This is a genomic window from Rhodanobacter sp. 7MK24 (assembly GCF_014842995.1).
In the GTDB taxonomy this organism is placed as follows: domain Bacteria; phylum Pseudomonadota; class Gammaproteobacteria; order Xanthomonadales; family Rhodanobacteraceae; genus Rhodanobacter_A.
The window spans coordinates 254,810-267,282 of sequence record NZ_JACYXL010000002.1 but is presented as its reverse complement, the minus strand read 5'-3'; the positions used below and the strand labels follow the sequence as shown (position 1 = coordinate 267,282).

Sequence of the window (12,473 nt, the reverse complement as noted above, 5' to 3'; positions counted from 1 at the left end):
CGCGTTGCCAGGTCCATCGTCCTGAGGGCGCCATGGTGTGGGCCGTTGGCGCGAGGGTCTCGCCTACCGCTCAGTTCTTTTCCAGGGCACCGTCGACCATTTCGAAGTCGCGTTGCGCCGCCGGTTTGCCGTTCAGCGAGATCTCCACCACGTATTTGCCGGCGGGCCAGCGGTTGGGGTTCTGCACCTCGAACGTGGTGACGGCAGGTCCGTCGGCGGAGATGGTCTGGCCGAGTTCGTTGACCAGCACGCCCTGGCCCTCCAGATAGCGCCAGCGCGCTTCCAGTTTGGCGCTGGCGGCGCGGCCGGTGGTGGCGACGCTGGCGTAGATCGTGTGGGTGTCGGTGCCGAAGCGCGTGGCAGGCGCGGTCACCGCATAGCCGGCGTCGATGGCCGTGCCGAGGGTAAGGGTGGCGACGCGGAGGCCATTGTCGTTCGCGGCGAGGGGCTTGGCTGCGCTGGCAGCGGGAGCGGGCGCAGGTTTGCTGCTTTGTGCTTTTGCGGGTGCTGCAGTGCCCGTCGCGGTTGCCGTACCGTGGTGCCGGTGGCAACCGCACAGCAGTGCGATGGCGCAGCACAAGGCGAGTGGTTGGGCGTAGCGGTGCATGGCGAACCCCGTGGTGGTGGCGGCGATGCCGCTGCAGTCGAGTCCCGTCGAGGCTAGCGGCCGGGGTCTGAAGCGTGAATTACCAAGGGCTTATTGCCGGGCGCCGCGCGGATTGTCTGGCACGTCCGGCATGCTGCTGCGGAAAGGATTGATGTCCAGTCCGCCGCGGCGGGTATAGCGTGCGTACACGCTGAGCCGCTCGGGTGCGCAGCGCGCCATCACGTCCATGAAGATGCGTTCCACGCATTGTTCGTGGAATTCGCTGTGGGTGCGGAAGGAGACGAGATAGCGCAGCAGGCCTTCGCGGTCGATGGGCGCGCCGCGGTAGGCGATCTGCACGCTGCCCCAGTCGGGCTGCCCGGTGACCGGGCAGTTGGAACGCAGCAGGTCGGAAACCAGGGATTCCTCGACCACGGCAGCGTTCGCATCCGCTCGGAGGTAATCGGCCTTGGGCGGGCCGTAGTCATTGATCGTCGCCGGCAGGGGGTCGATGGACTCGCCCGCAAGGTCGGCGAATGCATGCGCGGCGGTGCGTGCGGGATGCAGGATCACTTCCACCGCGTTGCCGGCGGCGTTTCCCAGATCCTTCTGCAGCACGGCCCGCAGCGCGTCCGCGCTGGCCAGCGGTTCCTGCGCAAAGCCGTTGAGGTACAGCTTGAAGGACTTGGATTCGATGATGTTCGGCGAACTGGCCGGCACCCGGAATTCCGCCACGGCCAGCTGCGGCTTGCCGTGCACATCCAGCCACGACAGTTCGTAGGCGTTCCAGATGTCGCAACCATGGAAGGGCAATGCATCGCCCACGCCGATTTCCGCGCGCTTGGCCGAGCGCGGAATGGGAAACAGCAGGCCGGGATCGTAGCGGTCGGCATAGACGGTGGCCTTGCCGAGCTGGGATTGGTCAGGAGTGCTCATTTGTCTAGTGTAACGGTGACTTCTGGCCTATCCCTCGGCGCGCCGTGGTTTCCATAATGGATAGGCCTCCCACGAGTCCATCCCCACGATGAAAACTTCCCTCCCGGCCTGCGCCGCCCTGTTCGTCGCTGCCGCGCTGTGCGCGCCCGCGCATGCGCAGGACAAGACTTCGGCTTTCGATCCACAGGTGCTCTTCGCGCCGCTTTCCCTGCCGTACCCGGTCAATGCGTTCCGCGACGGCGCCGGCAGGCCCGGCCCCGAGTTCTGGCAGAACCGCGCCGACTACGACATCAAGGCCAGCATCGACCCGTCCACGCACGGCCTTGCCGGCGATGAAACCATCACCTACACCAACAACAGCCCCGATGCGCTGGACGCCTTGTGGGTGCAGCTCGACCAGAACATCTACAAGCCCGATTCGCGCGGCGCGATCACCTCGCCATGGCCGGGCAAGCATGGCGAGTCCACCGACGGTTACCAGCTCGACGCGGTGGAAGTGGATGGCAAGCCGGTCCACTTCCTGGTGGACGACACGCGCCTGCGCGTGGACTTGCCGGAGATGCTCAAGGCCAAGGGCGGCCAGCTCAAGTTGCGCATCCGCTACCACTACACGGTGCCCGGCGAGTGGGGCGGCCGCACCGCGGTCACGCCAACCAAGAACGGCGACATCTACGAGATCGCACAGTGGTTCCCGCGCATGGCGGTGTACGACGATCTGCGCGGGTGGGACACGCTGCCCTACCTCGGCCAGGAGTTCTATCTCGAATACGGCAACATCGACTATGCCGTGACGGTGCCGTGGAACTACCTCGTGGAAGGCTCCGGCCAGCTGACGAACCCCGATCAGGTGCTCACCGCCACCGAGCGTGAGCGCCTGGCGCAGGCAGCCGACAGCGACCGCACCGTGTACATCCGCAAGCCGGAGGAAGTGAACGACCCGTCCTCGCGCCCCACGCACAGCGGCACGCAGACCTGGCGCTTCCACATGGAGCACACGCGCGACGTGGCCTTCGCTGCCTCGCCCGCCTTCGTGTGGGATGCCGCGCGCATCAACCTGCCTGACGGCAAGCACGCGATGGCGATGTCGATCTACCCGGTCGAGGGTGTCGGCGCCGACAAGTGGAACCGCTCCACCGAATACGTCAAGGGCGCGATCGAGCACTTCTCGTCGAAGTGGTACCCGTACCCGTGGCCGAATGCGATCAACCTCGGCGGCCACGGCGCCGGCATGGAATACCCCGGCATCGTGTTCGACGGCTTTACCGACAGCGGCGCGCCGCTGTTCTGGATCAGCGCGCACGAAATCGGCCACACCTGGTTCCCGATGGTGGTGGGCTCCAACGAGCGCCGCAACGCGTTCATGGACGAGGGCTTCAACACCTTCATCGACGTGTATGCGTCGGACGCCTTCAACCATGGCGAATACGGGCCCAAGCGCGACGGCGAATACGCGCCGCAGGGCGGCAACCCGGTGGACGACATCCTGCCGCTGCTGGCCGACCCGAATGCGCCCACCCTGATGGCGCATGCCGATTCCATCAGCGAGAAGTACCGCCACCCGGTGACCTACTTCAAGGGCGCGCTGGGCCTGATCCTGCTGCGCGAACAGATCCTCGGCCCCGAACGCTTCGATCCTGCGTTCCGCGCCTACATCCGCACCTGGGCCTACCACCATCCCACGCCGTCGGATTTCTTCCGCTTCATGGACAGCGCGGCGGGCGAGGACCTGTCGTGGTGGTGGCGCGGCTGGTACCTCAACAACTGGCAGCTCGACATGGGTATCACCGGCGCCAGCTACGTGGGCAACGACCCGGCCAAGGGCGTCACGATAACGCTGGTCAGCAAACAGAAGCTGGTGATGCCAGCCACGCTGCGCGTGGACTTCGCCGACGGCACGCATCGCGACATCCGTCTGCCGGTGGAAACCTGGCGTTTCAGCGCCACGCCCAAGCTCACGCTGGATACGGACAAACGCATCGCGAAGCTGGAGCTGGATCCCGACCACAAGCTGCCTGACGCGGATCGCTCCAACAACGACTACGCGATGCACTGAGGCCCTAGGCCAGATGCGGGACGAAAATGCAGGAGCGCACTTCGTGCGCTCCTGCAACGGCAGGTGGCAGCGTCTGCGGCCTATCGACCTACATGCGCCATGCTCGCCGCTGCGTACCGCGCGCCTGCAGCCGCTTCGGGCGGGAATACGGCTTCGATGGCGGCCAGGTCAGCGGATGACAGCGTCACGTCCAGCGCACCCAGGTTCTCGTCCAGCCGCGAGCGCTTCTTGGTGCCGGGAATCGCCAGCACGTCCTTGCCCTGCGCCAGCACCCAGGCCAGCGCCAGCTGCGCGGGCGAACAACCCCTGTCGGCTGCGAGCGCCTTCACCTTGTCCACCAGCGCCAGATTGCGCGTGAAGTTCTCGCCCTGGAAGCGCGGGCTGGAGCGGCGGTAGTCGTCGGCCTCGAAATCATCCGGCGAGCGGATCGCGCCGGTAAGAAAGCCGCGACCCAGCGGCGAATAGGCAACGAAGGCGATGCCCAGTCGGCGACAGGCATCGAGCACGCCGTTGTCCTCGGGATCGCGGGTCCACAGCGAGAGCTCGCTCTGCAGCGCGGCGATCGGATGCACCTTGCTGGCGCGCTCCAGCGTGGCGGCGGAGGCCTCGGAAAGGCCCAGGTACCGCACCTTGCCGGCTTGCACCAGTTCGGCCATGGCGCCCACGGTTTCCTCGATCGGCACGTTCGGGTCCACGCGGTGTTGGTAATACAGATCGATGGTCTCGATGCCGAGTCGCTGCAGGCTGCCCTCGCAGGCGGCACGCACGTATTCGGGGCGCCCGTTGACGCCGCGCGACAGCGGTTCCGCAGGGTTGCGCACGAGGCCGAATTTGGTGGCGACAAAGGCCTGTTCGCGGCGGTCCTTGATCGCTTTGCCCACCAGCTCCTCATTGAGATGCGGGCCATACGCGTCGGCGGTATCCAGCAGGGTCAGGCCGCGGTCCAGCGCATGGTGGATGGTGGCGACGGATTCGGCATCGTCGCGGTCGCCGTAGAAATCGCTCATGCCCATGCAACCAAGCCCGAGTGCGGAGACTTGCGGACCGTTCTTGCCAAGCGTGCGGATTTGCATGCGGATGCTCCTGGTGTCTGAAGGTGATGGGTGGAGGTGGCGTCATGCTGCGCCGTGGCCGTTATGGAATAAATACCTAATAATCAACATCACTATTCCGATAAAGACAACAATCCATGGATCGTCTGGACACCATGCGACTGTATGCGCGGATCGTCGAGCTGGGCAGCTTCACCGCGGCTGCCAATGATCTCGACCTGCCGCGCGCCACCGTCACCCACGCCATCAAGAAACTGGAAGCGCGGCTGGGCGCGCAGCTGCTGCAACGGACCACGCGCTGTCAGCGCATCACCCGCGACGGGCAGGCCTATTACGCGCACTGCGTGCGCCTGTTGGCTGACCTGGACGAGGTGGAGGCCGACTTCCGAGAAGCGGCCTTGAAGCCGCAAGGCCGCCTGCGCATCGATCTGCCGGCGACGCTGGCGCGACAAGTGGTGATACCCGCCTTGCCCGAGTTCTGTGCGCGCTTCCCGCAGGTGGAGCTGGACATCGGCACCAGCGACCGCTTTGTGGATCTGCTGCGCGAAGGCGTGGATTGCGTGCTGCGCGTCGGCGAGCTGCCGGACTCGGGGCTGGTGGGGCGCCGTGTGGCCACGCTGGCGCAGGCCACCGTGGCTAGTGCCGGCTATCTGCGCCGTCACGGCAAACCCACCCTGCTTGCCGATCTGCAACAGGGCCACCTGGCGGTGAACTGGGCTTCGCCCACCACGCGGCGCCTGGAATCCTCGCTGGAATTCGTGGTGAACCGTCGTCGCCGCGAGGTGCACCTGCCCTCACGCGTCACCGTCAGCGGCGTGGATGCCTATCTCGCTTGCTGCGAGGCAGGGCTGGGCATTGCGCAATTCCCGCGCTATCGCGTTGCCGATTCGCTGGCCAGGGGCACGCTGCGCGAGATCCTGCCCGACCTGTCACCGCCGACGCTGTCGGTTCACGTGCTGTACGCACAGCAGCAAATGCCTGCGCGCCTGCGTGTGTTTGTGGACTGGCTGGTGGAGCTGATGGAGAGGCAGGCATGAACGACTGTTCGATATCGCCACCGGTCCGTGTGGAGATATCGAACAGGCCGCCGGCAGGGGTCATGACGTCCGCGGCAAAATCGGCCTTGGTGCAGTGGTGCCCATTGTCTCGCTGCTGAGCGGCGCGCCGGCGGCAATCAGCGCCTGGCGCTGCTCGGCCAGCGGCAGACGCAGCGTGCAGTCTTCGTAGCGCGCCAGTTTCTGCATGACGGGCAGCGCCAGAGTGCGCTCCACCAGTCCGGCGGTACGCGGCCAACGTGTGGCGTCGATGGTGTAGCGCGCAAAGAAGGCGGTACGGAAATAGCTGGTGATGCTGACGTCGGCGATGGACAGCGCGCCGAAGATGAAGCCATCTTCCGGCAACTGGGTTTCCAGGTAGTCGATAGCGGCGGGAATCTCCACTTCCAGCGCCTGTGTCACCACGCCTTCGTCGGGCGGCTCGTTGAACACGCGGCGGCGGATCGATCGCTGGTAGAACAATCGCCAGATCAGACCGTCGGCCAGCCGCGTGTCGGCGTATTCCTCCAGCCATCGCGCGCGCGCGCGCTCGACGATGTCATGCGGAAAGACCGCCGGGGTGGGGTATTTGTCCTCCAAGTACTGGCAGATGACCGAGGAGTCGTTCAACACCAGTCCGTCGTCGACCAGCACCGGCACGCGCTTGAGCGGGCTGATGCGCGCGAATGCCTCGTTGCCCACGAACGGCGGCATCGGATCGATCTCGTACTCGAGTTCCTTCAGCTCCAGACAGACCAGCACCTTGCGCACATAGGGCGAGAGGTAGCTGCCGATCAGCTTGATTCGAACCATTGCGGCACTCCATCGGGCGCATGCGGAACAGCGTGCGCGAATGGCCGTGGCCGCGTCAATCGGCATGCCGGGGGTGCAGTGCGTGGCGTCGTCGGTTTTGTTTCACCCTGTCCACTCATTTTGTTCACCATGGCTCTGATCCAATTGCGCAGATAGCCAGTCATCGAAGCTTTTTGCGGGAAGAGCGGCAACAAGATACGAATAGCCGCGACAGCGCGCGCCGCTGTGAACGATGGGGGACGTGGTAATGGGCGAGAGGGGAGTCACGCCAGCGTGGCGGCTTCACGATGGCCGCATTCCGATCCGGCACAACCGAACGACCGTCGGACAGCGATGCGCATGCCGCTTCTCTCTCCACTTCACTGTCATCTAGCAGAGAGGGGTGGTTTTTCCATGATCAGGTCAATTTCCAATGGGGAAGGTCTCAACCGTCATGCTGCACGTCTGACACGGGGCGCATGCATGCTCTCGCTCGCCGTGGCCATGGCGCTGGGTGTGACGACGACGGCGCGGGCTGCGGAATTCATGACGCATCACGTGCGCGATGCGGTGCGCCAGGGAACGGCGAAACAGGTAGGCGATCTGCCTGCCCATCAGTTGATGAGCCTCGATGTGGTCCTGCCGGTCGGCGATCAGGCCGGCCTCGACCAGTTCGTGGCCAGCGTGACCGATCCCACCAGCATCAGTTATCGCGATTACCTCACGCCGGCGCAGTTCACCGTGGTGTACGGTCCCAGCCAGCACGACTACAACACCGTGGTGCAGTACCTGGTCAGGAACGGCTTCATGGTTACCGGCGGCAGCCGCGACGGCATGGACGTCCAGGTCGTCGGCCCGGTCTCCGCGGTGGAATCGGCCTTCAACGTGAAGATGCATACCTACCAGCATCCCACCGAGAACCGCGTTTTCTACAGTCCGGACCGTGAACCTTCGACTTCGCTGGCGATCCCGCTCTGGCACGTCTCCGGCCTGAACAATTACTCGATTCCCCATCCGATGCTGGTGAAGAAGAGTGACTATGCGCGGGAGCACGGCATTTCCCCCGAAGCCGTGGTGTCGCATGCCACGACGGGTTCGGGTCCCTCCGCTTCGTTCCTGGGCAGCGACATGCGCGCGGCCTACTACGGCGGCAGCGCATTGACCGGCGCCGGTCAGAACCTGGGCCTGTTCGAGTTCGAAGGTACCGACCTGGCCGACCTGACCACGTACTACAAGAACGTGGGGCAGACCAACAACGTGCCCGTCACGCTGCTGTCGACGGACGGCACCAGCACGTCCTGCGTCGATTCCAGGGCGGGTGGCAGTTGCGACGATACCGAGCAGACGCTGGACATGACCCAGGCACTCGGCATGGCACCGGGATTGGCCAGCCTGACGGTGTATGTGGGCTCCACCGACACCGCCATCCTCAGTTCCATGACCACGCACAGCCCGTTGCCGAAGACCATCGGTTGCTCGTGGTGCTGGACGCCGGCCGACCCGAGTACGCTGAATCCCTATTGGGAAAAGATGGCAGCGCAGGGCCAGAGCTTCTTCGCCGCGTCGGGCGACAGTTCGACCTGGTCGAGGCGCAACGAGGCTTGGCCAGCCGATGCCGCCTATGTCATCGGCGTCGGCGGCACCGATCTGACCACCGCCTCGGCGGGCGGGGCCTGGAAGTCGGAGACGGCGTGGGTCGACAGCGGTGGCGGCATCTCGCCGGACAAGATCGCCATTCCCTCGTGGCAGGCGGCTTCCGGCGTGATCAACAGCAGCAACAAGGGCTCGACGACCTACCGCAACGGCCCGGACGTCGCGGCCAATGCCAACTTCACGTTCTACGTGTGCGCAGACCAGACCACCTGCACGGCCAATGACTACGGCGGCACCAGCTTCGCCGCGCCGATGTGGGCAGCCTTCGCCGCACTGGCCAACCAGCAGGCGGCGGCCAGCGGCGGTTCCGCCGTCGGCTTCTTCGACCCGACCATCTATGCGCAGAACGAGTCGGGCGGCAAGTTGACCAGCGCGTACACCGCCGATTTCCACGACATCACCAGCGGCAAGTCCGGCACCTACTCGGCCGTGACGGGTTACGACCTGGTCACCGGCTGGGGCAGCCCGAAGGCGGCGCTGATTTCGGCACTGGTTCCGTAGTTGCGGTCGGTACTGTTCCCGTAGTGAATCCGGGAGCGTGGAACGAGGCCCGGGAGCGATCCCGGGCCTTTTCATTCCTGCCGGCGAGTGCCGTCACGTTCGTAGCCACGCCGATGAAATCCGGCGCGAGCATCATCAAGCGGCGGTGGTGCATCGGTGGAACCGCAACTGGGCTGGTCTTCGCAGGTCACTGCTACTTCCGATCATGTCCGGTGCCCGCGATGCTGTCGGCCCTCGCCCTCACGCATCATCAGGCAAGTGCCCGAGTGGACCGAGGTGCGGAGCCCTGCGCTCATGGTGAGTCTTTGGCGCGCATGTGGCGGATCGCGGCGATCCTTCTGCGTGTCTGTTAGCATCCGGCACGATTCCGCCTGCGTCGCAGAGCGCAATCACGCCAAGCCAAGGGGGCATGGTCGATCAGTCCGGTTTCCGGGAGCGTCCGATGGAAACAGGCACCTGCCCCGTTGCAGCGATCACCACAATCACAAGGAAGCTACATCGTGAAGATCAAGTCGCTTGTTTTCATCTCTTCCCTCGGCCTGTTCGCGGCTTATGCGCCGCTGGCATTCAGTGCCCCGGATGATCAGGCTGTCGTGGGCACGCCCGCGCCCGGCAGCAAGTTCTCCAAGATCCAGCCAGGCATGTATTCGAAGCAGGTCACCGATCTGATTGGGCTGCCCAACGACCAGAAGATGTACCAGACCGGCAAGGCCTGGATCCCCTTCCATTTCGGCAGCGACAACTATCGCGTGGAATACCTCTACAAGGGCGAGGGCGAGCTGACCTTCTCCGGCGGCGGCATCGGCAACGAGGCCTCGCTGAAGCTGATCAAGGTCACGGTCAACACGCAGGAAACCGGTTACGTCCACGACTAAACCGGTTTCGTCGCGATTGCCGGGCCTCGCGCCGGCAATCGCGATCACGGTTTCAGTCGATCGGGCCCGGCAGCGGTGGCACCGCAGTCGGCGTGCCATTGGAATCCAGCGCGATCATCACGAAGCGGCCGGTGGTGCACACCCGACGATCGCCGCTGAGCGGATCCTCGGCCGTCATTTCCACTTCCACCTGCATCGAGCTGTGGCCCGTGCCCACGATGCGCGCCACCAGCTCCACCAACTGGCCCTTGCGCACCGGAACGCGGAAATTCACTTCTTCCGAGCGTGCGGTGACCACGATGCGCCGCGCATGGCGCGACGCCACGATGAAGGCGGCCTTGTCCATCCAGGCCAGTGCCTGTCCACCGAACAGCGTGCCGAGGTGGTTGGTGTGGTCGGGGAAAACCATCTCCAGCAGGCGGGCTTCGGGCGGGGTGGCAGGCATCGGCGGCTCCGTGGACGAATGGGTGAACCCGACATTCTGCCGCAGTGCGGACGCGGTTTACGCGTCCCGCCGTCTTTATTCCGTTTCCCCGGGCTCAACCTTTGGCACATGGGTGGGCATGGGGGTGAGGCGTTAGCATCGGGGGTTGGCGCGCCTGCATCGCGGGCGCCGGTTTCGTTCCCTCAAGGGGTGAAAAGAAGATGAGCTCGACTATCGGCAAGACGCGCCTCGCCGGCGCGCTGGCAGCGGCACTATTGGTGGGCAGCACGGGCGCGATGGCGCAAACACGTACGCTCGCCGCGCAGGATTACGCGCAGGCTGAGCGATTCATGATTTACAACACCCTGCCGCTGGTCGACCACGACGTGCAGCGCGTGAAATGGCTGGACAACACTCACTTCTGGTATGTCGACCACGATGCCAGCGGCGACCGCGTGATGGAGATGAACACCGTCAGCGGCAAGGCCGCACCGGCCTTCGATCAGGCCAAGCTCGCTGCCGCACTAGGCAAGGTCACCGGCAAGCCCATGCCGGCCAACAAGGTACCGCCGTTCGGCTTCGACTTCAGCGTGCAGAAGGATGGCCGCTACGACGTCGCGGTGATGGGCAAGCATTATGTGTGCGACCTCGGTGGCGCGGGCGATTGCACGGCCAAGGCCGTGGCGAAGACCGGCAACGAGCCGGGCATTGTCTCGCCTGACAAGACCAAGGAAGCCTTCATTCGCGACTGGAACCTGTGGGTGCGCGACCTCGCCACCGGCAAGGAAACCCAGCTCACCACCGATGGCGTGAAGGACTTCGGCTACGCCACCGACAACGCGGGCTGGATCCATACCGACCGCGCCGTGGTGGACTGGTCGCCCGACTCGAAGAGGATCGCCACCTACCAGCAGGACCAGCGTGGCGTGGGCGAGATGTACACCGTGAGCACGAAGGTGGGCCACCCTGAGCTGGATGCGTGGAAATATCCGCTGCCAGGCGACAAAAAGGTGTTCATGATCGAGCCGGTGGTGGTCGACGTGGACACGCACAAGGTGGTGCGCCTGCAGCTGCCGCCGCAGCAGCGCCTGTCCACCCTGGACGATGACCTCAGCTACAACAGCGACGGCCACTGGGACGACCTGCAGTGGGCGCCCGACAGCAAGACCCTCGCCATGGTCAACAGCTCGCGCGACCGCAAGCAGGCCTGGTATCGCGTGGTCAACGCCGACACCGGGGCCGTGCGCACCGCTTTCGACGAGAAGGTGGCGACTTACTACTCAAGCGGCATGGACCACGTGAACTGGCGCTACCTGCCGGACTCGCACGAAGCCATCTGGCCGTCCGAGCGCAGCGACTGGCAAAACCTCTATCTGTACGACATCAATACCGGCAAGGAGCTGCATTCCATCACCACCGGCGACGGCAACGTCATCGACGTGCTGCACCTCGACCGCAAGTCGCGCGAGCTGTGGTTCATCGGCACCGGCCGCGTGGCGGGCGTGGACCCGTACTTCAAGCAGTTCTGGAAGGTGGGCGTGGATGGCGGCAAACCCGTGCTGCTGACGCCGGAAGACGCCGACCACACCATCAGCATGTCGCCCGACGGCAAGACCTTCGTGGACAGCTACTCCACGGTCGACACGGCGCCGGTCACTGTGCTGCGCTCCAGCGACGACGGCCATGTCATCGCCACCATCGCCAAGGCCGACCTCTCGCGCCTCAAGGCTGCCGGCTGGGTGGCGCCGATCCCGTTCACGGTGAAAGCGCGTGACGGCAAGACGGAGCTCTACGGCCAGATGTTCAAGCCCAGCCACTTCGATCCCAGCAAGAAGTACCCGATCATCGACTACGTCTATCCCGGCCCGCAGACCGGCTCGGTGCGCACCCGCAGCTTCCTGCCGGCGCAGGGCGACAACCAGGCGCTGGCCGAGCTCGGCTTCATCGTGATCGCGCTCGACGGCATGGGCACGCCGTGGCGCTCGGCCAGCTTCCACCACACCTGGTACGGCCAGATGGGTGACAACACGCTGCCCGACCAGGTCGCCGGCATCAAGGAACTGGCGCAGCGCTACCCCTGGATCGACATCAACCGCGTGGGCATCTGGGGCCACTCCGGCGGCGGCAACACCACCGCCGATGCGATGTTCCGCTACCCGGATTTCTTCAAGGTCGGCTGGGCCGAGAGCGGCAACCACGACAATCGCAACTACGAGAACGACTGGGGCGAGAAGTACCAGGGCCTGCTGACCACCGACAAGGACGGCAGCACCAGCTACGACAACCAGGCCAACCAGCTGATGGCGAAAAACCTCAAGGGCCGCCTGATGCTGGTGCACGGCACGATCGACGACAACGTGCCGGTGGGCGAGACCTTCCTGGTGGCCGATGCGCTGATCAAGGCCAACAAGGACTTCGACATGCTCATCATCCCGAACGTCCATCATGGCTACGCCGCCGCCACGCCCTACGCCACGCGCCGACGCTGGGATTACTTCGTGCAATACCTCGCTGGCGACACGCCGCCGAAGGAGTACGAGCTGAAGAAGTGGCCGTGGTTCTGATCG

10 protein-coding genes are annotated in these 12,473 nt (G+C 65.0%); 5 read left to right on the top strand and 5 right to left on the bottom strand.

Annotation, left to right across the window (positions count from 1 at the left end):
* Nucleotides 1-70: 70 nt before the first annotated feature.
* Nucleotides 71-607 carry a hypothetical protein gene (locus IHE49_RS05975; protein WP_192155877.1) on the bottom strand — a complete coding sequence of 179 codons (537 nt, stop codon included), beginning with the start codon at nt 605-607 and terminating at the stop codon, nt 71-73.
* Nucleotides 608-697: 90 nt separating this feature from the next.
* A complete protein-coding gene (queF, locus tag IHE49_RS05970) occupies nt 698-1,522 on the bottom strand; it encodes an NADPH-dependent 7-cyano-7-deazaguanine reductase QueF (protein WP_192155875.1) in 825 nt (274 codons plus the stop codon).
* An 88-nt stretch (nt 1,523-1,610) separates the two neighbouring features.
* Between queF and IHE49_RS05965 the strand changes: the two genes are divergently transcribed.
* Entirely contained in the window at nt 1,611-3,575 is a 1,965-nt protein-coding gene (locus IHE49_RS05965; RefSeq protein WP_192155873.1) for a M1 family metallopeptidase, read from the top strand.
* 80 nt (nt 3,576-3,655) lie between these two features.
* On the opposite strand, the gene IHE49_RS05960 is transcribed toward IHE49_RS05965, so the two are convergent.
* Nucleotides 3,656-4,648, bottom strand: coding sequence for an aldo/keto reductase (locus tag IHE49_RS05960; RefSeq protein WP_192155871.1), 993 nt, complete (start codon nt 4,646-4,648; stop codon nt 3,656-3,658).
* Between the two features lie 116 nt (nt 4,649-4,764).
* On the opposite strand from IHE49_RS05960, the gene IHE49_RS05955 reads away from it, so the two are divergent.
* On the top strand, nt 4,765-5,664 hold the full coding sequence (locus tag IHE49_RS05955) for a LysR family transcriptional regulator (protein ID WP_192155869.1): 900 nt from the start codon (nt 4,765-4,767) through the stop codon (nt 5,662-5,664).
* Nucleotides 5,665-5,724: 60 nt separating this feature from the next.
* Here the strand turns inward: IHE49_RS05955 and IHE49_RS05950 are convergent, their stop codons facing one another.
* A complete protein-coding gene (locus IHE49_RS05950) occupies nt 5,725-6,474 on the bottom strand; it encodes a glutathione S-transferase family protein (RefSeq protein ID WP_192155867.1) in 750 nt (249 codons plus the stop codon).
* Between the two features lie 462 nt (nt 6,475-6,936).
* Here IHE49_RS05950 and IHE49_RS05945 point away from each other — a divergent pair, with 462 nt between their 5' ends.
* Both IHE49_RS05945 and IHE49_RS05940 read left to right on the top strand, forming a co-directional pair.
* Nucleotides 6,937-8,607 (top strand): protease pro-enzyme activation domain-containing protein, encoded by a 1,671-nt coding sequence (locus IHE49_RS05945; RefSeq protein ID WP_192155866.1) that lies wholly within the window; start codon nt 6,937-6,939, stop codon nt 8,605-8,607.
* Nucleotides 8,608-9,107: 500 nt separating this feature from the next.
* A complete protein-coding gene (locus IHE49_RS05940; protein WP_192155864.1) occupies nt 9,108-9,482 on the top strand; it encodes a hypothetical protein in 375 nt (124 codons plus the stop codon).
* Between the two features lie 52 nt (nt 9,483-9,534).
* On the opposite strand, the gene IHE49_RS05935 is transcribed toward IHE49_RS05940, so the two are convergent.
* Nucleotides 9,535-9,927: an acyl-CoA thioesterase gene (locus tag IHE49_RS05935; protein WP_192155862.1), complete on the bottom strand. Its 393-nt coding sequence runs from the start codon at nt 9,925-9,927 to the stop codon at nt 9,535-9,537.
* A 200-nt stretch (nt 9,928-10,127) separates the two neighbouring features.
* Between IHE49_RS05935 and IHE49_RS05930 the strand changes: the two genes are divergently transcribed.
* Nucleotides 10,128-12,470 (top strand): S9 family peptidase, encoded by a 2,343-nt coding sequence (locus IHE49_RS05930; protein WP_192155860.1) that lies wholly within the window; start codon nt 10,128-10,130, stop codon nt 12,468-12,470.
* The last annotated feature ends 3 nt before the right edge of the window (nt 12,471-12,473 follow it).

Bases quoted from the DNA above. Each gene is read 5' to 3' on its own strand.
- IHE49_RS05930 (WP_192155860.1), top strand. From the start codon at position 10,128: ATGAGCTCGACTATCGGCAAGACGCGCCTCGCCGGCGCGCTGGCAGCG.
- IHE49_RS05945 (WP_192155866.1), top strand. From the start codon at position 6,937: ATGCTCTCGCTCGCCGTGGCCATGGCGCTGGGTGTGACGACGACGGCG.
- IHE49_RS05975 (WP_192155877.1), bottom strand. From the start codon at position 607: ATGCACCGCTACGCCCAACCACTCGCCTTGTGCTGCGCCATCGCACTG.
- IHE49_RS05955 (WP_192155869.1), top strand. From the start codon at position 4,765: ATGGATCGTCTGGACACCATGCGACTGTATGCGCGGATCGTCGAGCTG.
- IHE49_RS05960 (WP_192155871.1), bottom strand. From the start codon at position 4,648: ATGCAAATCCGCACGCTTGGCAAGAACGGTCCGCAAGTCTCCGCACTC.
- IHE49_RS05965 (WP_192155873.1), top strand. From the start codon at position 1,611: ATGAAAACTTCCCTCCCGGCCTGCGCCGCCCTGTTCGTCGCTGCCGCG.
- IHE49_RS05950 (WP_192155867.1), bottom strand. From the start codon at position 6,474: ATGGTTCGAATCAAGCTGATCGGCAGCTACCTCTCGCCCTATGTGCGC.
- queF (WP_192155875.1), bottom strand. From the start codon at position 1,522: ATGAGCACTCCTGACCAATCCCAGCTCGGCAAGGCCACCGTCTATGCC.
- IHE49_RS05935 (WP_192155862.1), bottom strand. From the start codon at position 9,927: ATGCCTGCCACCCCGCCCGAAGCCCGCCTGCTGGAGATGGTTTTCCCC.